The organism is Brevundimonas sp. GW821-FHT12E07, assembly GCF_058807035.1.
In genome coordinates, this window is the sequence record NZ_JBXAQH010000001.1 from 370893 (window position 1) to 395961 (window position 25069).

Here is a 25069-nt window from a genome sequence, read left to right on the forward strand (position 1 = left end):
CTAGCCGAGGCGGGCCGGTCTTGAAAGTCGCATCCGTCCTCATTCCCCTGCCGGTGCCCGAGGCCTTCGACTATGAGGTCGCGGCCGAAATGGCGGTAGAGCGTGGCGATCAGGTCGCCGTGCCGCTCGGCCCCCGGCTGATGCGCGGCATCGTGTCCGAGGTGCGCGAGACCACGGGCTCCAACCGGCGGCTCAAGGCCGTGGAGATGGTGCTGGACGATCCGCGCCTGCCGTCCGGAACGGTGGACTTCGTCGAATGGGCCGCGCGCTGGACCCTGAGCGCGCCCGGCGAAATGGCCTCGACCGCCCTCAAGGGTCTGCGCGCGCCGCGGCCGAAGCCCGAGCGTCGCGTGCGCCGGGTCGAGGGCCGCGCGCCGGCCCGGCCGACGGCGTCACGCACGGCGGTGCTGGAGGCGCTCGGCGCCCGATCCATGCCGGGCCCGGATCTGGCGCGGGCGGCGGGGGTATCGTCGGGCGTGGTCAAGGGGCTGGTCGACGAAGGGGTGCTGGAGGTCATCGAGATCGAGGCGGTCGCCGCCTTCGACGCGCCCGACCCCGACCATGCCCCCTCGACCCTGAACGCGGATCAGGCGGCCTCGGCGACGGCGATCGCGGAAGCTGTCGAGGCCGGCGGCTTCGCACCCTTCCTGCTGGACGGGGTCACGGGTTCGGGCAAGACTGAGGCCTATCTGGAGGCGGTGGCGCGGGCGCTGAGGGCCGATCCGACGGCCCAGATCCTGATCCTCCTGCCCGAAATCGCCCTGACCCAGGCCCTGATCGCCCGTCTGGCCGACCGCTTCGGCGCCGACCCGGCAGAATGGCATTCGGGCATCGCCCCGCCGCGCCGACGGCAGGTCTGGGAGGCGGTGGTCGCGGGTCGCTGCAACATTGTGGTCGGGGCGCGCTCGGCCCTGTTCCTGCCCTTCGTGAACCTGAAGCTGATCGTCGTCGACGAGGAACACGACAGCTCGTTCAAACAGGAGGAGGGCCTCGTCTATCACGGCCGCGACCTGGCCGTGGCCCGGGCGCGGATCGAGGGGGCGGCGGTGGTTCTGGCCTCGGCGACGCCGTCGCTGGAGACCCTCTTCAATGCCGGTCAGGGCCGCTATCGCTGGCTCAAGCTGGGCGCGCGGCACGGGACGGCGGTCCTGCCCGACATCCGTCTGCTGGACCTGCGCCAGAACCCGCCCGATCCCCAGACCTGGCTATCCGTTCCCCTGCGCGAAGCCATCGGCGAGACCCTGTTGAAGGGCGAACAGACCCTGCTGTTCCTCAACCGGCGCGGCTATGCCCCGGTCGTCCTGTGCCGGGCCTGCGGGCACCGGCTGACGGCGCCCGACACCGACAGCTGGCTGGTCGAGCATCGCTACACCGGCCGTCTGGTCTGCCACCTGACCGGCTTCTCCATGGCCCGGCCCAAGACCTGCCCGTCCTGCGGTGCGTCGGACTCTCTGGTCGCCGTGGGACCGGGCGTGGAACGGGTCGAGGAGGAGGTGCGTCAGCTCTTCCCCGAGGCGCGCACGGCGGTATTCTCCTCCGACACCGTGCCGGACGCCAGGGCGGCGCGCGCCCTGATCCAGTCGATGATCGACGGGGAGATCGACATCCTCGTCGCCACCCAGGCGGCGGCCAAGGGGCACAACTTCCCCAGGCTGACCCTGGTCGGGGTGGTGGACGCCGACCTCGGCCTGCGCGGCGGTGATCTGCGGGCGGCCGAGCGAACCTTCCAGCTGCTGACCCAGGCCACGGGACGGGCCGGGCGGGCGGAGATCCCCGGTCGGGCCCTGCTGCAGACCTGGACGCCCGAGCATCCGGTGCTGAGGGCTCTGGCGGCGGGCGACCGCGACGGCTTCGTCGAGGCCGAGATGGACGAGCGGGAGGCGGCGTCGCTGCCGCCGTTCGGACGGCTGGCGGCCTTGATCCTGTCGGGCGAGAACGCGGTCGCGGTGGAGAAGACGGCCGAGGCCCTCGCCCAGAACATTCCCAATGCCGAACGGCTGGAGGTCTATGGCCCTGCCGACGCGCCCCTCGCCCTGATCCGGGGGCGGCGGCGGAAACGGCTGCTGGTCCGCGCCGACCGCGACGTCGATCTGCAGGGCTTCCTGCGCGCCTGGCTGGGCCGGGTGAAGGTGCCGGCCTCGGTGCGGCTGACCATCGACGTGGACCCGTACAGCTTCCTCTAGAGGCGCGCGCTCGGCCGTTGTCATTGAAAGGACAGGGTCGAATGTCTATCTGGACCCGCTTTCCGGCGACCCCCGCCGCTTCTCTGGATTTCGCCGCCCATGTCGCAAGTCATTCCCGCCGAATGGGCTCCGCACCGGGCCATGTGGGTCGGTTGGCCGAGCCATGAGGAGCTGTGGGGCGAGGATTTCGAACAGGCCCAGTCCGAGGTCGAGGGTCTGGTGCGCGCGTTGGCCGGTCCGGGCCGCGAACAGGTTCGGCTGATGATCGGCAATGAAGAAGCGCTCGATGACGCCCAGGCGCGGTTCGCCGGCGTCGAGGGCGTGACGGTTGTCCCCGGCCTGTTCGGTGACATCTGGCTGCGCGACACCGGCCCGATCTTCGGCCCCGGTTCGAAGACGGCCGCCGCTTTCGAATTCAACGGCTGGGGCGAGAAATACGTCTATGAGCACGACACCGAGGTCGCCGCGCAGATCGGCGAATATTCGGGCGTCCCGCTGACGCGTCACAGCGCCATCCTCGAGGGCGGTTCGCTGGACCACGACGGTCTGGGCACCATCCTGACCACCCGCCAGTGCCTGCTGAACCCGAACCGGAACAAAGGCTGGAATGAGAACGTCGCCGGCATCGCGCTGGAAGAGGCGCTGGGCGCGCGCAAGGTCATCTGGCTGGGCGACGGCCTGCTCAACGACCACACCGACGGTCACGTCGACAACCTGGCCCGCTTCGTCGCGCCGGGCGTGGTCGCCTGTCCGATCGCCTTCGGCCTGAACGATCCGAACGCCGAGGCCTATGACGCCTGCGCCGCGACCCTCGCCGCCTCGACCGACGCCGAAGGCACGCCGCTGAAGGTTCTGCGCATCCCGTCGCCGGGCATGGTCGTCGACGCCGACGAACGCCCGATCCCGGCCAGCCACATGAATTTCCTGATCGCCAACGGCGCCGTGGTCGTCCCGACCTACGGCAACGCCATGGCCGCGCGTCTGGCCTGCGAGGCTCTGTCCACCGTCTTCCCGGACCACGAGATCATCCCCCTGCCGTCCAAGGCCATCCTGACCGGCGGCGGATCCTTCCACTGCATCTCCCAGCAGGAGCCCGCCTGATGACCCGCACGATTTCAGTCGCCGGCTTGCAGACGTCCTATGGCGAGGACATGACGGCGAACATCGCCAAGACGGCCGATCTGGTGAAACAGGCGGCCTCGCAAGGCGCGCAGGTGATCCTGCCGTCGGAGCTGTTTCAGGGGCCCTATTTCTGCGTCTCGCAGGAGGAGCACTGGTTCGGCACGGCGTATCCGTGGCGCGAGCACCCGGCCGTGATCGCCATGGCCGAGGTCGCGAAGGATCTCGGCGTCGCCATCCCCGTCTCGATCTTCGAGAAGGAAGGGCCGCACTACTACAACTCCATTGTCATGCTGGACGCCGACGGATCGCCGCTGGGCGTCTATCGCAAGAGCCACATTCCGGACGGGCCCGGTTATCAAGAAAAATACTATTTCCGTCCGGGGGATACGGGCTTCAAGGTTTGGGACACCCGCTTCGGCAAGGTCGGGATCGGCATCTGCTGGGACCAATGGTTCCCCGAGGCCGCGCGGGCCATGGCCCTGATGGGGGCCGATGTCCTGATGTATCCGACCGCCATCGGCACCGAGCCGCATGACGCCAGCCTGCACACGGCCCAGCCGTGGCGGCGTGCCATGCAGGGTCATGCGGTGTCCAACGCCATCCCGGTGGTCGGCGCCAACCGGATCGGCCATGAGACGGTGACGCCGGTCGGCCAGACCTTCTACGGCCATTCCTTCATCGCCGATCAGCAGGGCGAACTGGTCGAGAGCTTCGGGGCCGAGGACGAGGGCGTGCTGGTCCATAGCTTCGATCTGGCCGAGCTGGATCGCTATCGCGCGGCCTGGGGCTTCTTCCGCGACCGGCGGACGGACCTCTATGGTTCGCTGACCTCGGCGCGTCCGACCTCATAACGAAGGGGAGGGGCGCCTCTTCCCTTCGCGGGCCCGAACCGCCATCTAGCGGCGCATGACCTCGACCCTCGACGCCCCCGCCTCGTCCGCCGCTACTGCCAACGGCAAGATCCCCGTCACCGTCCTGACCGGCTATCTCGGGGCGGGCAAGACGACCCTGCTGAACCGGATCCTGACCGAGGACCACGGCAAGCGTTACGCCGTCATCGTCAATGAGTTCGGCGAGATCGGCATCGACAACGATCTGGTCGTCGGCGCCGACGAGGACGTGTTCGAGATGAACAACGGCTGCGTCTGCTGCACGGTGCGCGGCGACCTGATCCGCGTCGTCGCCGGCCTGATGAAGCGCCAGCGTCCGGGCAAGCCGGCCTTCGACGCCATCATCGTGGAAACCACGGGTCTGGCCGACCCGGGCCCGGTGGCGCAGACCTTCTTCGTCGATGAGGACGTGAAGGCCAAGACCCAGCTGGACAGCGTCACCGCCCTGGTCGACGCCAAGCACGTCATGGCCCGTCTGGACGACTCGAAAGAGGCGCGCGAACAGGTGGCCTTCGCCGACCGCATCATCCTGAACAAGACCGACCTGGCCTCGGAAGACGAACTGGTCGCGGTCGAGCAACGGCTGCGCAAGCTGAACCCGCTGGCTCCCATCACCCGGGCCGAGCGCGCCGATGTGCCGCTGGATCAGGTTCTGGGCCTGCACGGCTTCGATCTGGAGCGGATCCTCGACATCAACCCCGAGTTCGCCAACCCCGCCCACGGCGAGGCCGGCCATGTCCACGACGAACATTGCGGTCACGACCACCATGGCCATGACCACGATCACCACGGCCACGACCACCACGACCATGACCATGGGCACGACCACAGCCACGGCGCGCGCGGCCACGCCCACGAGGACGACATCAAGGGGATTTCGGTCTCGATCGACGGCCCGCTGAACGGTCAGAAATTCACGGCCTGGCTGGACCGGCTGCTGGGCGAGCAGGGCCAGAACATCCTGCGCGCCAAGGGCATCATCAATGTCGAGGGCGAGGAGCGCCGTCTGGTCTTCCAGGCCGTGCACATGATCCTGGAGGGCGACCTCCAGCGCGAATGGGGCGCCACCGAGCGCCGCTGGTCTCGCGCCGTCTTCATCGGTCGTGACCTCGACGAGGCCGCCATCCGCGCCGGCTTCGAGAGTTGCGCCGCCTGACGCAAACGGACAAAAGCGGCCGATGACCCAGTACGCCTTCGACGCCCAGATCACCGCCGCCCTGTTCGACAAGGACGGCGCCGTCTTCGCCCTGGGCGACGGGTCGGTGCGGTTCGAGGACGGGTCGTACAATTCGGTTCATGACGGAGCGATCCTGTGCGCGGCCCTGCACCCCTCGGGCGACGGGATCGTCACCGGCGGCGACGACGGCCGGGTGATCTGGAGCCGCAAGATGGAGGCCGGGGTTCTGGCCACCTCGGCGAAGAAGCAGTGGATCGACGCCATCGACGCCTCGGCCGAGACCAAGCTGATCGCCTTCTCCTCGGGCAAGACCCTGTCGGTGATCGACGCCACCGACATGGGCTTCCGTCGCGATTTCGAGCACGAGCGCACGGTCTCGGGCGTGGCCTTCGATCCCAAGGGGCGCCGCATCGCGACCTCGACCTATGGTGGCGCGGCCCTGTGGTACGCCCGCATCGCCCAGCAGAAGCCGACCCTGCTGAAATGGGCCGGATCGCACACCGGGATCGCCTTCTCGCCCGACGGGAACTTCCTGATCTCGACCATGCAGGACGCCCAGTTGCACGGCTGGCGGCTGAAGGATTCCAAGGACATGCGGATGGGCGGCTATCCGTCCAAGGTGCGCAGCGTCGCCTTCCTGTCGGAAGGGCGGCTGATGGCCACCTCGGGCGCGCAAGGGGCCGTGCTCTGGCCCTTCGTCGGCGCCAACGGGCCGATGGGCAAGGAGGCGACCGAGATCGGCTATGACGAGGGCAGTCTGGTGACCCTGGTCGCCGGCCAACCGAAGCACGGCGTCATGGCAGCCGGGCTCAGCGACGGCCGCGTCTGGTGGGCCGATCCGGCCGGGCAGGGCTTGCGCTTCCTCAAGGCCGAACGCGGCGCGGCCATCTGCGCCCTGGCCATGAGCCCGAACGGCCAGCGCGTCGCCTGGGCTGACGAGGACGGCAACGCCGGGGTCGCAGAGGCCTGACGGCCCGACCTCACGGCTCGACACCGAACGGGATTCGGCCCCATCGTCCCCGCGATGACACCCAGGCCCGGCGACCGTCCGCGCAAGACCCGGACACAGGCGAACAGGCCGGCCGAGACCCCGGTCGCGGCTTACGGCTGTCTGGTCGTGGCTATCATCGGGGCCGTGCTCATCGTGGGGCTGGCGGTGATCTTCCTGTGGGACGTGAACCGGCACTGAGCCTTGCCAGCACTCTTGCCTTGGGGGCCGGGATGACGAACATGGGGCCATGTTCGGGGTTCCAAAGCTCGGACGGCGCAGCCGCCCGTTTCTGATCATCTTCCTGGTGCTGTGTTTCCTGCCGATCGGCGGGGTGCTGGTCCACGCCGTCCTGCCGCCGCCGATGACCGTGCTGATGCTGCAGCAGCTGATGGGCGGCAAGGGGCTGGACTATCGCTGGCGCGGGCTGAACGATATCTCGCCCAACCTCGTCTATTCGGCCATCGGCGCGGAAGACGCGCGCTTCTGTTCGCACAGCGGCTTCGACTTCAAGGCGATCCAGAAGGCGCTGGATCACAATGACGACGGCGGCAAGATCCGCGGCGGTTCGACCATCAGCCAGCAGACCGCCAAGAATGTCTTCCTCTGGCCATCACGCGACTGGGTCAGGAAGGGCCTGGAGGCGGGCTACACCGTCCTGATCGAGGGTGTCTGGGGCAAGCGCCGGATCATGGAGACCTATCTGAACGTCGCCGAATGGGCACCGGGCGTCTATGGCGCCGAGGCCGCCTCGCAGCACTGGTTCGGCAAGTCGGCGCGCGACCTGACGCCGCAGCAGGCGGCGCGTCTGGCGGCCATCCTGCCGAGCCCGCGCCGCTATGACGCCGCCAAGCCTGGCCCCTATGTCCGCCGCCGCGCCGCACGGATCCAGGCGGCGGCCCGGACCGTGCGGGTCCAGGGTCTGGGGACCTGCGTCTACCCGCGCTGACGGGGCGCCCTTGACGGAACCCGCGACGAGGCCTCCGATGCCGGCCTTGCTGGAGAGGGTCTCATGAAAACGTATCTCTTGGCCGCCGTCGCCGCGGGCGCGCTTGGTCTCGCCGCCTGCGCGACTACCGCCGATCCCACCGTCAGTGCTGCCGCCGATACGGCTGTCGCCGATGCCGCCGCCGCGGAGGCCGCGGGCTCCGCCGCGCCTGCCGTCGCCGAACAGCCCGTCACCGCCGAGGGCGCGACCGCCTTCATCGCTGATGCCGAGGCGAAGCTGGCCACCATCAGCGAATACCAACAGCGCGTCGCCTGGACCCGGGCGACCAACATCACCTTCGACACCATGTGGCTGGAGGCCAGGGTCAACGCCGAGGTGACCGAACTGCAGGTCCAGCTGGCCAATGAGGCGGCCCGCTTCAACGATGTCCAGGTCCCCGCCGATGTGCGGCGCAAGCTGAACCTGCTGCGCCTCGGCATCGTCCTGCCGGCGCCGAACCGCCCGGGCGCGGCCGCCGAACTGGCCCAGATCACCACCCGGCTGGACTCGACCTATTCGACCGGCAAGTTCGAGTTCAAGGGCAAGGAAATCACCCTGGACGACGCCAATGTCCTGATCGCCGAGAGCCGCGATCCGGCCGAGACCAGGGCCCTGTACGAAGGCTGGCGCACCATATCGCCGGGGATGAAGCCCGATTACGCCCGCATGGTCGAGATCGCCAACGAAGGCTCGCGCGAGCTGGGTTTCGCCGACACCGGGGCCATGTGGCGCGCCGGCTATGACATGGCGCCCGACGATTTCGCCAAGGAGACGGACCGGCTGTGGGAACAGGTGAAGCCCTTCTATGTGAACCTGCACTGCTACGTCCGGGCGCGGCTGAACGCCAAATACGGCGATGCGGTCCAGCCGAGGACCGGCCCGATCCGCGCCGACCTGCTGGGAAACATGTGGTCGCAGCAGTGGGGCAATATCTATGACGTCGTCGCGCCCGCGACCGGCGGCCAGAGCAGCTACGACCTGACCAAACTCCTGACCGACGCGAACTATGACGCCACGAAGATGGTCCAGACGGGCGAGGGCTTCTACAAGTCCCTGGGCCTCGCGGCCCTGCCCCAGACCTTCTGGGAGCGGTCCCAGATCGTGCGCCCGCGCGACCGCGAGGTCGTCTGCCACGCCTCGGCCTGGGACGTCGACAATCTGGAGGATGTGCGCATCAAGATGTGCACCCAGGTCAATGCCGACGACTTCTACACCGTGCACCACGAGCTGGGGCACAACTACTATCAGCGCGCCTACAAGGATCAGCCCATGCTGTTCCGCAACGGGGCCAACGACGGCTTCCACGAGGCGATCGGCGATTTCATCGGCCTGTCGGCCCTGACGCCCACCTATCTGAACCAGATCGGGCTTCTGAAGACGACGCCGGGCGAGGATGAGGACATTCCCTTCCTGCTCAAGATGGCGCTGGACAAGATCGCCTTCCTGCCGTTCGGCCTGATGGTCGACCGCTGGCGCTGGGGCGTGTTCTCGGGCGAGACGAGGCCGGATCAGTACAACGCCGCCTGGAACGCGGACATGCTGAAATATCAGGGGCTTGTCGCGCCGGGCCCGCGTCCCGCCGACGCCTTCGATCCGGGCGCCAAATACCATGTGCCCGCCGCGGTGCCCTATACGCGCTATTTCCTGGCGGCGATCTACCAGTTCCAGTTCCAGCGCGCGGCCTGCAAGATGGAGGGCTGGACCGGGCCTCTGCATCGCTGTTCGACCTATGGCAATGAGGAGGTCGGACGCCGCTTCAACGCCATGCTGGAGATGGGGCAGTCCAAGCCCTGGCCCGAGGCCATGCAGGCCTTCACCGGCGAGACCGGCAACGACGCCACGGCCATCATCGACTATTTCGCCCCGCTGAACGCCTGGCTGACCGAGCAAAACCGCGGCAAGGACTGTGGCTGGTCGGAAACCTGAGCACGCCGGGCTTTTTGTAACCTAAGTCACGCCGCCGAAACCCGATTTCGGCGGCGTTAACCGTGCGCGATACGGCTTCCCTTAACCGCCTTCACGGTATGGCTTGCCGATTGCGGGCCCGTGCGCCCGTTTGGGGATGTGCGAAAAGGCCATGGGCGTCGGGAACTGGATCAGGCGGCAGGGGCAGGCTGCGCGGGCGTTCGCCCGTCGGTTCGGCGCCTCCACGCGCGGCAATGTGGCGATGATCTTCGCCATCAGCCTGCCGGTCCTGGTGATGATCACCATGGGCGGTGTCGACATCAACCGCGCCGCCACCGTGCGGGTCAATCTGCAGGACGCGCTCGACGCCGCGACCCTGGCCGCCGCCCGTTCGAGCGCCACCACCGACGCCGATCTGACCGCCATCGGCACCAAGGCGCTCAAGGCCAATCTGCAGAACTATCCCGACATCAACCTGGCCAACGCGACCTTCACCCTGAGCGCCGACCAGATCGTCATCGCCAACGCCACGGTCAATGTGAAGACCTTGGTCGCCAACATCGTCCTGCCGCCCTATGGCAAGCTGCTGGACGACACCCTGCCGGTCGGGGCCCATTCCGAGGTCAACCGCTCGTCCAAGAACATCGAGGTCGGGCTGGTGCTCGACATCACCGGCTCCATGGCCGGCCAGCGCATCGCCGACCTGAAGACCGCCGCGGCCCAGCTGGTCGACATCGTCGTCCAGGATCAGCAGACGCCCTACTACACCCGCATGGCCATCGTGCCCTATTCGATCGGGGTCAATGTCGGGACCTACGCCAACGGCGCGCGCGGCACCCCGGCGACCAATGTCTCGATCACCGGCGCGGCCTGGAGCACGGGTACGGCCAAGACCATCACGGGCTTCAGTAACGCCAGCCCGGGGGTGATTACTTCCAACTCCCACGGCTTCAGCACAGGCGACTCTGTCTGGGTAACGGGTCTGGTTAATGGTTCGGGCAGCGGGACCAAGTTCACCACCCTGAACGATCAGGCCTATGTGGTGACCAAGATCAACGACAACACCTTCTCGCTGAAGAACGCCGCCGGCTCGGCGGTCAACACCTCCTCGAACTGGCGCACCTGGTCGTCGGGCGGGACCGTGACCAAATGCCTGGTCGCCGACTGTTCGATCGTGATCACAGCCAACGGGCACGGCCTACAGGCGACAACGACCGACACCGGCGACACCCGCCCGACGACCGTCTACCTCACCGACGTGAGCGGTCTCACCAGCGGCGGGACCTCGCTGGTCAACAACAAGCCCTTCGAGATCGCCAACGTCACGACCAACACCTTCTCGATCGGGGTGAACGGCTCGGGCTATTCGGCCTATTCCTCGGGCGGCAAGGCCTGGTGCGGCATGGACGGCTGCCAGTACCGGGTGTTCCGCAACGACAACGGCGGCGCCCTGACGGCCTTCCAGACCAGCACCTGCGTGTCCGAGCGGACCGGCGCCCAGCGCTATACCGACGCCTCGCCGTCCAGCGCCAGGGTCGGCCGCAACTACGCCTCCAGCGGCAACCCCTGTCCTTCGGCCACCATCCAGCCGCTGACGGACAACAAGACGACCTTGAAGAGCCTGATCACCGGCCTGACCGTGACCGGCTCGACCGCGGGCCAGATCGGTCTGGCCTGGGGCTGGTACACGGTGTCGCCGAACTTCAACTCGCTGTGGTCGTCGAACCCGGCGGGCCCCAATGTGCCGCGCGACACCCTGAAGGCCGTCATCCTGATGACCGACGGCGACTTCAACTCGCCCTACTGCACCGGTGTTCTGGCCGGGGATGCGGGTTCGGGCTCGGGCAGCACCGCTGACCACATCAACTGCAACGCCACCAACGGCGACCCCTTTACCCAGGCGGCGGCCCTGTGCTCGGCCATCAAGGCCCAGGACATCGTGGTCTATACGGTCGGCTTCAGCGTGACCACCGGCAGTCAGGCCGCCCAGATCCTGTCCGACTGCGCGAGCGGCAAGGACTACGCCTTCCTGCCGGCCTCGGGCGCCGACCTCAGCGCCTCCTTCGCCGCCATCGGCCGCGACATTACCCGATTGAGAATCTCCAAATAGCGAGGCTCCGGATACGGAAACGGCGCGTCCTGCGGGACGCGCCGTTTTTTCATTCCGGGTCACCCGCGCTCCAGCCGTGAGCGACCGTGTCGCGAACGGAGCGCGGCGGCAAAGCCGCCCCCACTCAAATGAGCCGGATTTCCTTAAGCCGCTCCATCAGGAAATCCTCGGCCATGATGGACTTGCCGGCATAGCGGTCGGGGTTCTCCGGGGTGATTGTCGAGGGCAGGGTCTCGATCACGAAGTCCGGGTTGAAGTGCAGGAAGAAGGGCGTCGAATAGCGGGCGAAACCGCGACGCTCGGGCGCCGGATTGACCACCCGGTGAGTCGTCGAGGGCAGGACGTGGTTGGTCAGCCGCTGCAGCATATCGCCGATATTGACCACCAGGGCGCCGGGCGGCGGGGCGATGTCCAGCCACTGGCCCTCGGCGTCCTTGAGCTGCAGACCGGCCTCCTCGGCGCCGAGCAGCAGGGTAATAACGTTGATGTCCTCATGGGCGCCGGCGCGCACGCCGGGGGCGTCCAGCGGCACGGGCGGATAGTGCAGCATGCGCAGGACGCTGTTGCCCATCTCGACCTTGTCCTCGAAGAAGTCGTCGCCGAGGTCCAGATAGTGGGCGATGGCCTTGAGGATCTTGCGGCCGAGCGTGTCGAGCGCCTCGAACATGCCGTACAGGTGGTCGCGGAAGCCCTCGACCTCGGTCGGCCAGAGGTTGGCGCGCATATATTTGCCGTAGGCGTGGCCGGCGGGCAGTTCGCGGCCGGTGTGCCAGAACTCCTTGAGGTCGACGGTCTTGGCGTCTTTCGCCGCCTCGGTCCCGAACGGAGTGAGGCCGCGCGCGCCGCCGGTGCCCGGCATATGGTAGGCGCGTTTGACGTCCTCGGGCAGGGCGAAGAAGGCCTTGGCGTCGGCGATGGCGGCCTGGATGACGTCCTCGTCGAGCCCGTGGTCGGCGATGACGGCGAAGCCGTAGCGCTTGAAGGAAGCGCCGAGGTCATCGCTGAAGCCCTGAAAATCGGTGTCGTAGCGGGCCATCGACACGGGCTGGATCGCTCCGGCGGTCGAGGTGGCGGCAGTTTCTGCGGTCAGGGTGGAGCTCACTTGCGGGCCTTCAGATCGGAATACGGAGGTTTCCTTACGCCCTAATGCCGGAAATTGGCAGATCGGCGCCGCTCGGCCCGTTCGTTCATCTGCGTGTCACGTTGGAACCTTCACAGTAAGGCCACGTTCCGGGTCCCAAGAGTTGGGCAAGGACAAGAAGAGGATTTTTCCCATGCGCACCAATTTCATCGTCGCCGGCGTCGGCGTTCTGGCCATGCTGGGCGCGACGGCCTGCACCACGACCGATCCGTACAGCTCGACGCCCCAGCGCAACAACACCGGGACCGGCATCCTCGCCGGCGCCCTGGGCGGCGCGGTGCTCGGCTATCTGACCAACACCTCCAACGGCGAACAGGGCCGCAAGAACGCCCTGATCGGCGCCGGCATCGGCGCCTTGGGCGGCGCGGCCGTCGGCAGCTACATGGACCGCCAGCAGCGCGATCTGGAAGGCCAGCTGTCGGGTTCGGGCGTCGGGGTGGCGCGTCAGGGCGACAACCTGGTCCTGCGCATGCCGTCGGACGTGACCTTCGCCACCAACCAGTCGAACATCAACCCGCGCTTCGACGCCACCCTGGCCGACGTCGCGGCGGTGCTGCAGCGCTACGACCAGTCGCTGGTCGACATCGTCGGCCATACCGATTCCTCGGGCGGCGACGCCATCAACCAGCCGCTCAGCGAGCGCCGCGCCATTTCTGTGGCCGACGCCCTGATCCGCAACGGCGTGCAGCGCGAACGCCTTTATGTCGCCGGCAACAGCTCGCGCACCCCGGTGGCCTCCAACGACACCCCGGAGGGCCGCGCCCAGAACCGCCGCGTCGAGATCCTGATCCGCCCGTTCCGCGGCTGATCCGGCGTCAGGCGATCTGATCGAGAGGGCGGCGCTTCGGCGTCGCCCTTTTTGATTCCTCACACCGTTCCGTGACTTGCGCGATTCAGACGACCATGGTCATTAACCGTGTCGATCGACTCGGGGGAGCGCGATGCCGTCTGATCTGGAAGAAATGGCGCACGGACTGCGGCTCGCCGCGGTCGCCGTCGTTTCCGCTGTGATCACCGCCGTCGCCGTGATCGGCGCCGGTCAGTTCTGGCTGGCCCGCTCAGCCCACGCCACCCCGGGCTCTGCGGCTGAGCAGCCAGTTCTGGTCCGCACGGCCGGCTGAGCCTTGCGGGAATCAAGGCCGCGGGTCCAGATGCCCCGGTGAGCGCCGAACCCATCCCTTCCGTCACCGGCTGCGCCCTGATCGGCGCGGGCGGCCATGCGCGCGTCGTCGCGGCGACCCTGGCCCGGCTGGGCCTCTCGCTGGAGGCCGTTTTCGACGCCGATCCGGCCCGGATCGGGGGTTTGCTGGGCGGAGTGGCTGTCGAGGCTGACGAAAGCCGCACGGACCTGCCCCTGCATATCGCCATCGGATCGAACGCGGCGCGGCGGCGTATCGCCGGGACGCGGCCGGGCGCGGTCTGGCTCAGCCTGGTCCATCCGGACGCCCGCCTCGCCCCTGAGGTCGCGATCGGCGAGGGCGCGCTGATCGGCATGGGCGCCCTGGTCCAGACCGGAGCCCGCGTCGGGCGGCACGCCATCATCAACACCGGCGCCGTGATCGAGCATGACAACCGCATAGGCGACTTCGCCCATGTCGCCCCCGGCGCCGTCCTGGCCGGCGACGTGGTGGTCGGGGAGGCGGCCCTGATCGGGGCGGGCGCCGTCATCCTTCCCGGCCTTCAGATCGGGGCCGGCGCCGTGGTCGGGGCGGGGGCGGTGGTCACCCGTTCGGTCGGCGACGGCGAGACGGTCATGGGCGCCCCGGCCCGGGTGACGGCGAGATCATGAGCGAACGCATCCCCCTTTCCGCGCCCGACATGGGCGAGGCCGAGCGCCGGCTTCTGCTGGAAACCTACGACGCGGGCTGGGTGTCCTCGGTCGGGCCGGTGGTCGAGCGGTTCGAGCGCGAGTTCGCCGCCTCGGTCGGCCTCGCCCACGCCACGGCCGTCGCCTCGGGCACAGCGGCCCTGCACCTGGCCCTGGCCATGCTGGAGCTGAAGCCCGGCGACGCGGTGATCGCGCCCAGCCTGACCTTCATCGGCGGGGTCGCCCCCATTCTGCACGCCGGCGCCACGCCGATCTTCGTCGACGTCGAGGCCGACAGCTGGAACCTGGATCCGCGCCTGCTGGAGGACGCCTTCATCCGGGCCGAGGCGCAAGGGCTGACGGTGCGCACCGTCGTCCCTGCCGACCTCTATGGCCAGTGCTGCGACATCGACGCTATCCGGGCCGTCGCTGACGACCGGGGCGTGCCCGTCATTCTGGATTCCGCCGAGGCCGTGGGCGCGACCCTGAACGGTCGTCCGGCGGGTCAGGGGGCGCTGGCCGCCGCCTATTCCTTCAACGGCAACAAGATCATCACCACGGGCGGCGGCGGAATGCTGGCGTCCAACGACGCGGCCCTGATCGCCCGGGCCCGCTATCTGGCCACCGCGGCGCGGCAGCCGGCCGTCCACTACGAACACACCGAGGTCGGCTTCAACTATCGCCTGTCCAGCCTGTCCGCGGCGGTGGGCGTGGCCCAGCTGGGCTCGCTTCCGGCGCGGGTGGCGCGGCGTCGGGCCATCTTCGACCGCTATTTCGCGGCGCTCGGCGACCTGCCGGGTCTGGGTTTCGCGCCCGAGGCGCCGGGGCGACGGCACAGCCGCTGGCTGACGGTGATCCAGCTGGAGCCGGGGACGGCGAAGGCCCGGCCGCTGGAGCTGATGGCGGCGCTGGAGGCGGTGAATATCGAAAGCCGCCCGGCGTGGAAGCCCATGCATCTGCAGCCCGTCTTCGCGGAGACGCCGATGATCGGGGGAGCGGTGGCCGAACGGATCTACGACCAGGGCCTGTGCCTGCCCTCGGGCAGCGGCCTGACCGACGCCGGGATCGATCGTGTCTGCGACGTGATCCGGGCCACGCTCGGCTAGTTCCAGACGCAGAAACGCCGGCCTCGCTTGCGCGGGGCCGGCGTTTCAAACTCTTCGACATCCGAAGACCGTCGGGGCCTGCCGGAGCAGGCCCCTCGGGACTTAGAAGTTGATGTCGATGGTGGCGCGGCGGTTCAGCGGCTCGCGGACACCGTCGGCGGTGGCGCGGGCCAGCTGGGTTTCACCCTTGCCGTCCAGCGAGATCACGCCGCCGGCAACGCCTTGAGCGACCAGGGCGTCAGCCGTGGTGCGGGCGCGGCGGTTCGACAGACCGATGTTGTACGCCGCCGAACCCGAGGTGTCGGCGTGACCGACGACCAGGATACGGGTCGGTTGACCCGACTTGGCGTAGTTGGCGGCCGCCGTGATGACCGAACGGGCTTCCGTGGTCAGGTCCGAGCGATCCCAGTCGAAGTAGACGACGAACTGGCGAGGCGCGGGACGAACCGGAGCCGGCGGGGGCGGCGGCGGGGGCGGCGTCACCACCGGCGGGGGCGGCGGGACATACGGCGGGGGCGGCGGAGGCGGCGGGGCCGGCTCGGCGCCGAAGGCGTAGCGCAGACCCAGGGTCACGGTGTGGCTGTTGTCGTAGTCGCCTTCGAACGTGCCCTGGTTGTAGGCCGCGACGGAGGTGGTCGAGGCGAACTCGGCGTCACCCGTCAGGTAGCGGTAGGTCAGGTCGATGTTGGCGCGGTCCGAGATGGACCAGGCCAGACCGGCGATCGCCTGGGCGGCGAACTTGGTCGAGCTGTCGTCGGCAACGAAGCCGATCAGACGGTTGTTGCGCAGGCGGCCGACGACGTCGGTGTTGACGTGGTTCACACCGGCGCCGAGGCCGACGAACGGGCGGATGCCCCAACCCGACCAGCCGAAGTCATAGATGACATTGGCCATCAGGGTGGTGGATTCGATATCGCCGTCCGGCGAGTAGCAACCGCCGGTCGCGGGCGTGATGTTGCAGACGCCGTTGGGGCCCGAAGCGGCGCGAACGGTGCCGACGTCGCCCGAGCGATAGCCGCCTTCCAGTTCAACGCGCCAGTTCGGGTTGAACCGGTAGCCCAGACGGGCGAACGCGGCCCAGCCGTCGTTCACTTCAAAGTTGAAGTTGTTGCCGGTCGATTGGGATTCGGCGTTGATGCCGTCTTCCATGTGGTGGTAGCCGGCGTCGATCGCGCCGTACCAGCCGTCGGGCTCGGCGGAGGCGGCGCCGGCTGCGAACAGCCCTGCCACCGCGACGCTGGCGAGAAGTTTCAGCTTCATGTTTCTAGGACCCTCGTTCTCAATGAAATGCCGATAGCCGACGCTTCCGCGTGGCGCTCGATGGTCCAAACTAAGCCAACCTTCGATGGTTCCTCATAATCGTTCGGGAATGTGGCCACTGTGGCGCCGTTTCAACACATAGTCCCGCGCGCGGCCCTGACAGTGACACTCTTGGCTTACGCGACGGCGCCGGCGTAGATGATCGGAAAATTCACGGGAGAATGACTATGGCGATCCGGTTCGACGGCAAGGTGGCGATCGTGACGGGGGCCGGCGGCGGTCTGGGTCGCGAGCATGCCCTGGCTTTGGCGGCGCGGGGCGCAAAGGTTGTGGTCAACGATCTGGGCGCGGCGCGCGACGGATCGGGCGGCTCCTCGGCGGCGGCGGAAGCGGTTGTGGCCGAAATCATCGCCGCGGGCGGCGAAGCCATGGCCAACGGCGCCTCCGTCACCGATCCGGTCGCCGTCCAGGCCATGGTTGACGCGGCCGTCGCCAAATGGGGCTCGGTCGATATCCTCATCAACAACGCCGGCATCCTGCGCGACAAGTCGTTCGCCAAGATGACGCTGGAAGACTTCCGCTTCGTCGTCGACGTCCACCTGATGGGGGCGGTCAACTGCACCAAGGCGGTCTGGGACGGGATGCGCGAGCGCAACTACGGCCGCATCGTGATGACGACATCGTCGTCGGGTCTCTATGGCAATTTCGGTCAGGCCAACTATGGCGCGGCCAAGATGGCCCTGGTCGGCCTGATGCAGACCCTGTCGATCGAGGGCGCCAAGAACAACATCAAGGTCAACTGCCTGGCCCCGACGGCCCATACCCGCATGACCGAGGACCTGGGCGCCGCCCTGCCGCTGGAGGCCCTGGGGCCGGAGCTGGTTTCGCCGGGCCTGCTGTATCTGGTGTCCGAAGAGGCGCCGACCCGTGTCATCCTCGGCGCCGGCGCCGGCGGCTTCGAACGCGCCTATGTGACGATGACCCAGGGCGATTTCGCCGTCGGCCCCGATGCCCTGGAACAGGTCGCCGCGAAGTTTGACGCCATCTCGGACCGCACCGGCGAGATCGTTCCGGAAATGGGCGCCGCCCAGGGCATGATCGAACTGACCAAGGCCCAGAAGCATCATTCCTGATCGCTGCATTCGTGTCGTCGGCGCCTTGCGTTGACGTGACGGCAGGCCTCTAGAGAGATTTCATCGATCGCTGAACCGGCCGCAGAAGCCGGGGGCGACACCAGAGGAAACCGCGCTCAAGCAGCAGGCGACCGTATCGCCTGCGGTAGCGCACAGGAGAGCATCATGCGTGAAGCCGTCATCGTCTCTACCGCTCGGACCCCGATCGGGCGCGCCTATCGCGGCGCGTTCAACGACACCCAGGGCCAGCAACTCGGCGCTCACGCCGTGAAGCACGCCGTGGCCCGCGCGGGTATTGATCCGGCCGAAGTCGAGGACGTGGTCATGGGTGCGGCCCTGCAGCAGGGTTCGACCGGCACCAATGTCGCGCGCCAGATCGCCCTGGCCGCCGGCCTGCCGTCCAGCGTTCCCGGCATGACCATCGACCGCCAGTGCGCTTCGGGCCTGATGGGCATCGCCACGGCCGCCAAACAGGTGATCGTCGACCAGCAGAAGGTCGCCGTCGGCGGCGGTCTGGAGTCCATTTCGCTGGTCCAGAACCAGCACATGAACCTCTACAGGATGAAGGACGAGGCGCTGCTCAAGCTCTCGCCCCACATCTATATGTCGATGCTGGAGACCGCCGAGGTGGTCGCCCGCCGCTACGGCATCAGCCGCGACCGTCAGGACGAATACGCCCTGCAATCCCAGCAGCGCACCGCCGCCGCCCAGGAAGCCGGCCGGTTCGACGCCGAGATCGTGCCGATGACCTCGACCATGCTGGTTATGGACAAGGCGACCGGCCAGACGTCGTCGAAGGAAGTCACCCTGTCGAAGGACGAGGGCAACCGCGCCGACACGACGCTGGAAGGGCTGCAGTCGCTGAAGCCGGTCTTTGGCGGCGGCGAGGAGATCCAGCAAGGCGAGTTCATCACCGCCGGCAATGCGTCGCAGCTGTCGGACGGCGCCTCGGCTTCGGTGATCATGGAGGCCGGCGAGGCCGTGCGTCACGGCCTCCAGCCGCTCGGCGCCTATCGGGGCATGGTCGTCGCCGGTTGCGAGCCGGACGAGATGGGCATCGGTCCGATCTACGCCGTGCCCAAGCTGCTCAAGCGCCATGGCCTGACCATGGACGATATCGGCATCTGGGAGCTGAACGAGGCCTTCGCCGTGCAGGTGCTCTATTGCGCCGACACCCTGGGCATTCCGATGGATCGTCTGAACGTCTCGGGCGGCGCCATCTCCATCGGTCACCCCTACGGCATGTCGGGCGCCCGGATGACCGGCCACGTCCTGATCGAGGGCAAGCGCCGTGGCGCCAAATACGGCGTCGTCACCATGTGCATCGGCGGCGGCCAGGGCGCGGCCGGCCTGTTCGAGATCTACTGAAGTAAATCCTCCCCCGTTGGGGGAGGTGGCTCGAAGCGCAGCGAAGAGACGGAGGGGGCTGATCCAGACGCCGGCGCGTGTGGCGGCCCCCTCCACCGCTTCGCGGTCCCCCTCCCCCAGTGGGGGAGGATCCATGAACCCTCTCCCTATGGGAGAGGGTTTTTGCTTTCCAGATACAGCCTGTGCTCCTCATCCATCTTGGCCTGCCAGCGGGTGCGCAGCCGGGCCGGGCGTTCGGGGTAGCGATCGTCGAGGAAGGTCGCCTCGACCACCCGGTCGGTGCGGAAGGTGCGGAAGTCCTGCCGCGTCTCGCACCAGGCGATGAGCAGCCGCACCGTTTCGCGATAACCGATCAGGAAGGGCCAGACGGTGCGTAGGGAGGCCCGGTCCTGCTCGTCGCGATAGTCGAGCGTCAGCTTGCGGCCCGAGCGGATCCATGTCCGCACCTGACTCATGTCCAGCCGGTCTTCCTTCGCTCCCGCCCAAGCCGGACCCGAGGTCACCGAGGGCTCCAGCACCACCGGGCGCAGTCGTTCGGGCACGCTGGCGGCGATCTTGGCGACCAGGTCGCGGGCGGCGCGGGCCAGGGCCGGATCGCCGCGCGAGGCCACCCATTGCGCGCCCAGAACCGCCGCCTCGATCTCGTCGGAGGTCAGCATCAGGGGCGGCATGTCGAAGCCGGAATCCAGCACATAGCCGATGCCCGCCTCGCCCCGGATCGGCACCCTCTGGCCCATCAGGGCGGCGACGTCGCGATAGACGCTGCGCTTGGAGGTCTCGAGCTCCAGGGCGATGGCGTCCGCGGTCACCGGCTGGGACGAACGGCGCAGCATCTGCACGATCTGGAACAGGCGGTCGGCGCGTCTCATGACATCCTTGGGCGCTACGTTCGCGACACGGTCGCTCACTGCTTGAGCGCTTCTGAACCTTCGCTGCTGACAGCATGCTGGCAGTAGGGTGGCAGTAGTCAAGTTCCACCGCGCTGATGCAGCGCAGGAGGAGGAGAAACTTCGATGCTGACGCTGTTCCACGCTCCGATGTCCCGGTCCTCGCGCCTTGTCTGGCTGATGGAGGAGCTGGGGGCCGATCATGAGATCCGCTACTGCGACATCCGCCGGATGGACGGCTCGGGCGGCCGCGATCCGGCCAATCCGCACCCGGACGGCAAGGTCCCGGCCCTGATCCACGACGGCGCCCTGATCACCGAATGCGCGGCGGTGGCGCTCTATCTGACCGACCTCTTCCCTGAGGCGGAAATGGGCGCGCCTGTTGGCCATCGCGACAGGGGCGAGTTCCTGACCTGGCTGGCCTGGGGGGCGGGAGAGATGGAGCCGGTGCTGGGCCCGCGTCTCGGCGGCCATGTGCCGACCGATCCGTATTCGGTGCGACGCTATGAGGATGTGGTCGATCGCCTGCTCGACCGGTTGTGGAGCGCGCCCTATCTGGTGGGCGACCGGTTCTCCGCCGCCGACGTCATGATCGGCTCGACCCTGATCTGGGCCCGCGCCCATCTGCCGGAAAGCCCGACCCTGGATGCCTGGATCGCCCGGATCGAGAGCCGCCCGGCGCGGCTGCGGGCCATGGCGCGGGACGGCGACATCGCCGCCGCCACCTCGAACAGGGCCGCCTGAATCGCCTCAGGCGGCGTGCTGTTCCTGATGAAAGGGCGCGTCGCCATTACCGATGATGGGGATGGAGGTCAGGGTTCCGACGAAGTCGTCGCGCCAGGTCGAGACGTCGGTGTCGCGCACCACCTTCATCAGGGCGGTCCATTTGCGGATCCGCTCCTCGATCGGCATGGTCAGGGCCTTGTGGATCGCCTCGGCGACTTCCTCGCGGCTGAACGGATTGACCAGCAGAGCCTCGCCCATCTGTTCGGCGGCGCCGGCGAAGCGCGACAGGATCAGGACGCCCGGATCTTCCGGATTCTGGGCCGCGACATATTCCTTGGCCACCAGATTCATGCCGTCGCGCAGGGGCGTCACCAGTCCGACCCGGGCGGCGCGATAGATGCCGGCCAGCTGGTCGCGGCGATAGCCCCGGTTCAGATAGCGGATCGGCTGCCAGTCCATGTCGGCGTATTCGCCGTTGATGCGCCCGGCCAGAGAGTCCAGCCGCGCGCGGATGTCCTGATAGGTGTCCACCTCGTCGCGTGAGATGGGGGTGACCTGGACCAGGAAGACGTCGCCCCGGATCGCCGGGTTGTCGTGTAGGAATTGCTCATAGCCGAGCATCCGCTCTTCCAGCCCCTTGGAATAGTCGAGCCGGTCGACGCCGACGATCATCGAGCGGAAGGCCGCCGAAGCCGCCATCCGGTCGTAGGTGCGATTGCCCTGGGGCGAGTTGCGGGCGGCGATGAAGCCGTCAACATCGATGCCGATGGGGAAGACGCCCGCCTGGACCGTGCGTCCGAAGGCCTCCAGCCCGCCGTCGCCGACCAGCTCGCCGCGCGCCTCGGACACGACATAGTCGCGGAACAGGTCGAGCCATTCCTCGGTCTGGAAACCGATCAGGTCGTAGGCGAACAGCGATTCCACCAGCCGGCGATGGTGGGGCAGGGTGACCAGCAGCTGACGCACCGGCCAGGGGGTGTGCAGGAAGAAGCCGATCCGGTTGGTGATCCCCAGCCGACGCAGGTCCCGCGCGATGGGGATCAGGTGGTAGTCGTGAATCCAGATGACGTCGTCGGGCTGGATCAGGGGCGCAAGCACCTCCGCGAAGCGGCGGTTCACCCGCTCATAGCCCTCGCCATAGGACCGCTCATAGGCCGTCAGATCGACCCGGTGGTGGAACAGGGGCCACAGGGTCTTGTTGGCATAGCCGTTATAATATTCGTCGACGTCCTGGGCTTCCAGATCGACCAGGGCGACGGTGACTCCGGCCCGGTCCTCCATCTTGGCCTCGCCGGTGAACTGCTCGACGGTCTCCCCGGACCAGCCGAACCACAGGCCATCATATTTTCTGAGCGCGGCGGAAAGGGCCATGGCGAGACCCCCGGCCGAGCCCGCGGCCGGATCGGAGGGAGCCGACACCCGGTTGGACACAACGATTAGACGTGACATGGCCGAGGGAACGCCGCCGCCACGCTTTGGATGCAACGCAACATCGTGAAGGCAAGCGAGGCTGTTTGTGACCCCCGAGGGGTTGACGCGATTCCGCCTTGCTCACTCGCGAGTTAGCGTCTTTCGCCTAGCGAACGTCCGTCCACGACCGGCTGAGCAGGATGGCGCAGTTGATGATCCCGACCAGGGAGTAGGTCTGCGGATAGTTGCCCCACAGCTCATCGTCGCCCAGCGAAATGTCCTCCGACAGCAGGCCCGCGTGGGTGCGCCGCGACAGCATCTGTTCGAAGATCTCGCGCGCCTCTTCGTCGCGGCCGTTCTGGTGCAGGGCCTCGATGAACCAGAAGGTGCAGAAGTTGAACGCGGTCTCCGGCTCGCCGAAGTCGTCCGGGATGACATAGCGGAAGAGGTAGGGGCCCTTCTTCAGGTCCTTCTCGATGGCGTTGAAGGTCGCGACCTGACGCGGATCCATCGGGTCGAGGAAGCCGAGATCGACGAGCTGGAGCAAGGACGCGTCCAGTTCGTCGCCGCCGAAGCTGGCGCCGAAGCGGCCTTCTTCAGGGAGGAAGGTCTCGCGCTCGATCCGTTCGCGGATGATCGCCGCGCGCTGCTTCCAGGTATTGGCCCGGTCCGGCAGGTGCAGATGGTCGGCGGCCTTGGCCAGTCGGTCGCAGGCGGCCCAGCACATCACCGAGGAATAGGTGTGTACGCGGGCGATAGTGCGGAACTCCCACAGGCCAGCATCGACCTGGTCGTGCATGGCGAAGGCGCGTTCGCCCACCTTCTCCAGCGCATAGAAGTCGTCGATCGTGCCGGGCCGCAGCAGCCGGGTGTCGTAGAAGCTCTGCACCAGCGGCAGGACGATCTGTCCGTAGACGTCATGCTGAAGGTGTTCGCGCGCCTGGTTGCCCACCCGCACCGGCTCCATGCCGCGATAGCCGGCGACGGAGGTCACGATCCGCTCGTCGATGTCCTCTTCCAGCCCCACGCCATAGACCGGCTGGACGTGGCCGCCCGCCGACTGATCGACGAGGTTGCGCAGATAGACGAGGTAGTTCTCCAGGATATCGACCGCGCCCAGACGATTGAGCGCCCGGACGGTGTAATAGGCGTCGCGGACCCAGCAGTAGCGGTAGTCCCAGTTGCGGCCGCTCTCCGGGAACTCGGGCACCGAAGTGGTCATGGCCGCGACGATGGCTCCGGTTTCCTCGAAGGCGCAGAGCTTGAGGGTGATGGCCGAACGGATGACCGCATCCTGATAGTCGAGCGGGATGTAGAGGGTGCGGACCCAGTTCTTCCAGTAGGCGACGGTGCGGTCGAGCGTCGCCGCCACGCCGGGACCGACTTCCTGATCATAGCCCTCGTCGGGGCCGAGGAAGAAGGCGAGGGGGTTCTCCAGCCGGAAGGTGCGCTCGTCGAGGATGTGCGACACCGGACAATCGGTGGTCAGGCGCAGGGTCACGTCGGCGCACAGGTAGCGGATGTGGTTGGAGCCGTGGGTGGTCTCCGCCCTGCGCGCGCCCCAATCGGCCGAGGGCCTGAGCTTTACGGTGATCCGGGGTGAGCCCTCCAGCGGCCGGACGATGCGTCCAAAGGCCAGAGGGCGATAGGTGCGTGAATGCTTGGGATGGCGCGGCGCGAAGTCGATGATCTCGACCGAGGCCCCGTCCTCGGCGGTCAGGACGGTGCGCAGGACCGGGGTGTTGCGGATATAGGCCTGGGAGACGTGCTTCAGCCCCTCCAGTTCGATCGACCAGAAGCCGTGATCGGGCGCCTCGCCGTTCATCAGGGCCGAGAAGACCGGGTCGCCGTCGATGCGCGGGGCGCAGGCCCAGACGTAGCGCCCGCGCCGGTCGATCAGGGCGCTGATCGAACAGTTGCCGATGGGGGCGAGATCGACGGACGGCTTGAGCGGCGGCAACTCGGTCATGCCTCGACCTCCTGACCGAGTTCGGCGGCGACGGCTTCGAGCCAGTCCAGCACCTCCGGCACGCCATCCAGCCGGTAGCGGGCGGTGGTCTCGCGCATCGGCCCCACCAGAACCCCGAACCCGCCCAGGGCCTCGGCGGCGCGGAAGGCGTGTTCGTCGGTCAGATCGTCACCGAACATGACGGGCACGCCGCCCTTGAAAGGCGTCTCGGCCATGAAGGCGGTCAGGGCCGTGCCCTTGTCGGTGCCGGGTGTCTTGACCTCGAAGACCAGTTCGCCGGGCTGGATGGCAAGGCCGGTTTCACCGGCCAGGCGCCGCGCCAGGGCTTCGGCCGCTTCTGCGGCTTCGGGCGCGCCGCGATAGTGGAGGCCGGCGGAGACGGCCTTGTCCTCGACGATCACGCCGGGACGGGTCGCGGCGAAGGCGTCGAAGGCGGCGACAACCGAACGCACGGCCGGATCGGCGGCGCGCGTCGCGACCGAGCCGTCGCGGCGGCGGATGGTCAGGCCGTGCACGCCGGACGCCGACGGAGAGGCGGCTTCGGTGATCCGGTCGATTTCCGACAGGGTGCGGCCGCTGATGATCGCCAGCCGTCCGTCGAGTGCGGCAACGAGGCGGCGCAGGATCGCGGTGCGACGGGGATCGGGAACCACCTCGTCGGGCGTTGGCGCCAAGGGGGCGAGAACCCCGTCCATGTCCAGGAACAGCGCCAGTCTGCGCACTTCGGTCGGCGGGGACGAAAGGGTCTTGAGCGCGGTTCCGGCGTCGAACGTCATTGGATCTCGATCTGTCAGGCAGCCCCGCGGTCACTAACGCGCCACGACGGCAAAGGTTGGCGACGGCCCCGCGCTTTGTCGAGAAATCGCGGTTGGCGAGATCGGAGCGCACAGGAACGCAGG

At 67.9% G+C, this 25069-nt stretch carries 22 protein-coding genes; 16 read left to right on the forward strand and 6 right to left on the reverse strand.

Annotation, left to right across the window (positions count from 1 at the left end; translation table 11 throughout):
• Positions 1-20: 20 nt before the first annotated feature.
• From AC1ROD_RS01855 to AC1ROD_RS01895, 9 genes are all read left to right on the forward strand, one after another.
• Positions 21-2183, forward strand: a complete 2163-nt coding sequence (locus AC1ROD_RS01855; protein WP_492946559.1) for a primosomal protein N' — start codon at positions 21-23, stop codon at positions 2181-2183.
• Between the two features lie 99 nt (positions 2184-2282).
• The gene (locus tag AC1ROD_RS01860; protein ID WP_492946560.1) at positions 2283-3284 is read left to right on the forward strand and encodes an agmatine deiminase family protein; all 1002 of its coding nucleotides are present in this window, start codon (positions 2283-2285) and stop codon (positions 3282-3284) included.
• Complete coding sequence (aguB, locus tag AC1ROD_RS01865; protein WP_492946561.1) at positions 3284-4156, forward strand: N-carbamoylputrescine amidase; 873 nt, start codon at positions 3284-3286, stop codon at positions 4154-4156. The genes AC1ROD_RS01860 and aguB overlap by 1 nt, the downstream gene beginning before the upstream one ends.
• Positions 4157-4211: 55 nt before the next feature.
• Complete coding sequence (locus tag AC1ROD_RS01870) at positions 4212-5351, forward strand: CobW family GTP-binding protein (protein ID WP_492946562.1); 1140 nt, start codon at positions 4212-4214, stop codon at positions 5349-5351.
• A gap of 22 nt (positions 5352-5373) precedes the next feature.
• Positions 5374-6342 (forward strand): WD40 repeat domain-containing protein, encoded by a 969-nt coding sequence (locus AC1ROD_RS01875; protein ID WP_492946563.1) that lies wholly within the window; start codon positions 5374-5376, stop codon positions 6340-6342.
• Between the two features lie 54 nt (positions 6343-6396).
• Positions 6397-6561 carry a hypothetical protein gene (locus AC1ROD_RS01880; protein WP_492946564.1) on the forward strand — a complete coding sequence of 55 codons (165 nt, stop codon included), beginning with the start codon at positions 6397-6399 and terminating at the stop codon, positions 6559-6561.
• Positions 6562-6610: 49 nt separating this feature from the next.
• Complete coding sequence (mtgA, locus tag AC1ROD_RS01885; protein WP_492946565.1) at positions 6611-7309, forward strand: monofunctional biosynthetic peptidoglycan transglycosylase; 699 nt, start codon at positions 6611-6613, stop codon at positions 7307-7309.
• Between the two features lie 63 nt (positions 7310-7372).
• Entirely contained in the window at positions 7373-9274 is a 1902-nt protein-coding gene (locus AC1ROD_RS01890) for a M2 family metallopeptidase (RefSeq protein WP_492946566.1), read from the forward strand.
• 151 nt (positions 9275-9425) lie between these two features.
• Entirely contained in the window at positions 9426-11363 is a 1938-nt protein-coding gene (locus AC1ROD_RS01895; RefSeq protein ID WP_492946567.1) for a pilus assembly protein TadG-related protein, read from the forward strand.
• A gap of 124 nt (positions 11364-11487) precedes the next feature.
• Here the strand turns inward: AC1ROD_RS01895 and AC1ROD_RS01900 are convergent, their stop codons facing one another.
• Positions 11488-12399, reverse strand: coding sequence for an isopenicillin N synthase family dioxygenase (locus AC1ROD_RS01900; RefSeq protein WP_492947721.1), 912 nt, complete (start codon positions 12397-12399; stop codon positions 11488-11490).
• Between the two features lie 238 nt (positions 12400-12637).
• Between AC1ROD_RS01900 and AC1ROD_RS01905 the strand changes: the two genes are divergently transcribed.
• The 4 genes from AC1ROD_RS01905 to AC1ROD_RS01920 all read left to right on the forward strand — a co-directional run bounded on the left by AC1ROD_RS01905 (position 12638) and on the right by AC1ROD_RS01920 (position 15417).
• Positions 12638-13312, forward strand: a complete 675-nt coding sequence (locus AC1ROD_RS01905) for a YiaD family glycine zipper/OmpA-like lipoprotein (protein WP_492946568.1) — start codon at positions 12638-12640, stop codon at positions 13310-13312.
• 154 nt (positions 13313-13466) lie between these two features.
• The gene (locus tag AC1ROD_RS01910) at positions 13467-13625 is read left to right on the forward strand and encodes a hypothetical protein (protein WP_492946569.1); all 159 of its coding nucleotides are present in this window, start codon (positions 13467-13469) and stop codon (positions 13623-13625) included.
• Between the two features lie 38 nt (positions 13626-13663).
• Positions 13664-14293 carry a NeuD/PglB/VioB family sugar acetyltransferase gene (locus AC1ROD_RS01915; RefSeq protein WP_492946570.1) on the forward strand — a complete coding sequence of 210 codons (630 nt, stop codon included), beginning with the start codon at positions 13664-13666 and terminating at the stop codon, positions 14291-14293.
• On the forward strand, positions 14290-15417 hold the full coding sequence (locus AC1ROD_RS01920; protein ID WP_492946571.1) for a DegT/DnrJ/EryC1/StrS family aminotransferase: 1128 nt from the start codon (positions 14290-14292) through the stop codon (positions 15415-15417). Before AC1ROD_RS01915 ends, AC1ROD_RS01920 begins: the two co-directional genes overlap by 4 nt.
• A gap of 102 nt (positions 15418-15519) precedes the next feature.
• On the opposite strand, the gene AC1ROD_RS01925 is transcribed toward AC1ROD_RS01920, so the two are convergent.
• Complete coding sequence (locus tag AC1ROD_RS01925; protein ID WP_492946572.1) at positions 15520-16677, reverse strand: OmpA family protein; 1158 nt, start codon at positions 16675-16677, stop codon at positions 15520-15522.
• Between the two features lie 227 nt (positions 16678-16904).
• On the opposite strand from AC1ROD_RS01925, the gene AC1ROD_RS01930 reads away from it, so the two are divergent.
• A complete protein-coding gene (locus AC1ROD_RS01930; protein ID WP_492946573.1) occupies positions 16905-17810 on the forward strand; it encodes an SDR family NAD(P)-dependent oxidoreductase in 906 nt (301 codons plus the stop codon).
• Between the two features lie 165 nt (positions 17811-17975).
• Positions 17976-19178, forward strand: a complete 1203-nt coding sequence (locus AC1ROD_RS01935; RefSeq protein ID WP_492946574.1) for an acetyl-CoA C-acyltransferase — start codon at positions 17976-17978, stop codon at positions 19176-19178.
• Between the two features lie 146 nt (positions 19179-19324).
• Here AC1ROD_RS01935 and AC1ROD_RS01940 read toward each other — a convergent pair whose 3' ends face one another.
• On the reverse strand, positions 19325-20047 hold the full coding sequence (locus AC1ROD_RS01940; RefSeq protein WP_492946575.1) for a helix-turn-helix transcriptional regulator: 723 nt from the start codon (positions 20045-20047) through the stop codon (positions 19325-19327).
• Positions 20048-20191: 144 nt separating this feature from the next.
• Between AC1ROD_RS01940 and AC1ROD_RS01945 the strand changes: the two genes are divergently transcribed.
• A complete protein-coding gene (locus AC1ROD_RS01945) occupies positions 20192-20809 on the forward strand; it encodes a glutathione S-transferase family protein (RefSeq protein ID WP_492946576.1) in 618 nt (205 codons plus the stop codon).
• A 6-nt stretch (positions 20810-20815) separates the two neighbouring features.
• Here AC1ROD_RS01945 and otsA read toward each other — a convergent pair whose 3' ends face one another.
• The 3 genes from otsA to otsB form a co-directional block, all read right to left on the reverse strand.
• On the reverse strand, positions 20816-22240 hold the full coding sequence (otsA, locus tag AC1ROD_RS01950; RefSeq protein WP_492946577.1) for an alpha,alpha-trehalose-phosphate synthase (UDP-forming): 1425 nt from the start codon (positions 22238-22240) through the stop codon (positions 20816-20818).
• Between the two features lie 127 nt (positions 22241-22367).
• Complete coding sequence (locus tag AC1ROD_RS01955; RefSeq protein ID WP_492946578.1) at positions 22368-24170, reverse strand: glycoside hydrolase family 15 protein; 1803 nt, start codon at positions 24168-24170, stop codon at positions 22368-22370.
• Positions 24167-24946 (reverse strand): trehalose-phosphatase, encoded by a 780-nt coding sequence (gene otsB, locus AC1ROD_RS01960; protein ID WP_492946579.1) that lies wholly within the window; start codon positions 24944-24946, stop codon positions 24167-24169. The genes AC1ROD_RS01955 and otsB overlap by 4 nt, the downstream gene beginning before the upstream one ends.
• Between the last annotated feature and the right edge of the window lie 123 nt (positions 24947-25069).

Coding starts and splice junctions, on each gene's coding strand:
- AC1ROD_RS01860 (WP_492946560.1), top strand. CDS start 2,283: ATGTCGCAAGTCATTCCCGCCGAATGGGCTCCGCACCGGGCCATGTGG.
- aguB (WP_492946561.1), top strand. CDS start 3,284: ATGACCCGCACGATTTCAGTCGCCGGCTTGCAGACGTCCTATGGCGAG.
- AC1ROD_RS01870 (WP_492946562.1), top strand. CDS start 4,212: ATGACCTCGACCCTCGACGCCCCCGCCTCGTCCGCCGCTACTGCCAAC.
- AC1ROD_RS01875 (WP_492946563.1), top strand. CDS start 5,374: ATGACCCAGTACGCCTTCGACGCCCAGATCACCGCCGCCCTGTTCGAC.
- AC1ROD_RS01880 (WP_492946564.1), top strand. CDS start 6,397: ATGACACCCAGGCCCGGCGACCGTCCGCGCAAGACCCGGACACAGGCG.
- mtgA (WP_492946565.1), top strand. CDS start 6,611: ATGTTCGGGGTTCCAAAGCTCGGACGGCGCAGCCGCCCGTTTCTGATC.
- AC1ROD_RS01890 (WP_492946566.1), top strand. CDS start 7,373: ATGAAAACGTATCTCTTGGCCGCCGTCGCCGCGGGCGCGCTTGGTCTC.
- AC1ROD_RS01895 (WP_492946567.1), top strand. CDS start 9,426: ATGGGCGTCGGGAACTGGATCAGGCGGCAGGGGCAGGCTGCGCGGGCG.
- AC1ROD_RS01900 (WP_492947721.1), bottom strand. CDS start 12,399: ATGGCCCGCTACGACACCGATTTTCAGGGCTTCAGCGATGACCTCGGC.
- AC1ROD_RS01905 (WP_492946568.1), top strand. CDS start 12,638: ATGCGCACCAATTTCATCGTCGCCGGCGTCGGCGTTCTGGCCATGCTG.
- AC1ROD_RS01910 (WP_492946569.1), top strand. CDS start 13,467: ATGGCGCACGGACTGCGGCTCGCCGCGGTCGCCGTCGTTTCCGCTGTG.
- AC1ROD_RS01920 (WP_492946571.1), top strand. CDS start 14,290: ATGAGCGAACGCATCCCCCTTTCCGCGCCCGACATGGGCGAGGCCGAG.
- AC1ROD_RS01925 (WP_492946572.1), bottom strand. CDS start 16,677: ATGAAGCTGAAACTTCTCGCCAGCGTCGCGGTGGCAGGGCTGTTCGCA.
- AC1ROD_RS01930 (WP_492946573.1), top strand. CDS start 16,905: ATGGCGATCCGGTTCGACGGCAAGGTGGCGATCGTGACGGGGGCCGGC.
- AC1ROD_RS01935 (WP_492946574.1), top strand. CDS start 17,976: ATGCGTGAAGCCGTCATCGTCTCTACCGCTCGGACCCCGATCGGGCGC.
- AC1ROD_RS01940 (WP_492946575.1), bottom strand. CDS start 20,047: ATGAGACGCGCCGACCGCCTGTTCCAGATCGTGCAGATGCTGCGCCGT.
- AC1ROD_RS01945 (WP_492946576.1), top strand. CDS start 20,192: ATGCTGACGCTGTTCCACGCTCCGATGTCCCGGTCCTCGCGCCTTGTC.
- otsA (WP_492946577.1), bottom strand. CDS start 22,240: ATGTCACGTCTAATCGTTGTGTCCAACCGGGTGTCGGCTCCCTCCGAT.
- AC1ROD_RS01955 (WP_492946578.1), bottom strand. CDS start 24,170: ATGACCGAGTTGCCGCCGCTCAAGCCGTCCGTCGATCTCGCCCCCATC.
- otsB (WP_492946579.1), bottom strand. CDS start 24,946: ATGACGTTCGACGCCGGAACCGCGCTCAAGACCCTTTCGTCCCCGCCG.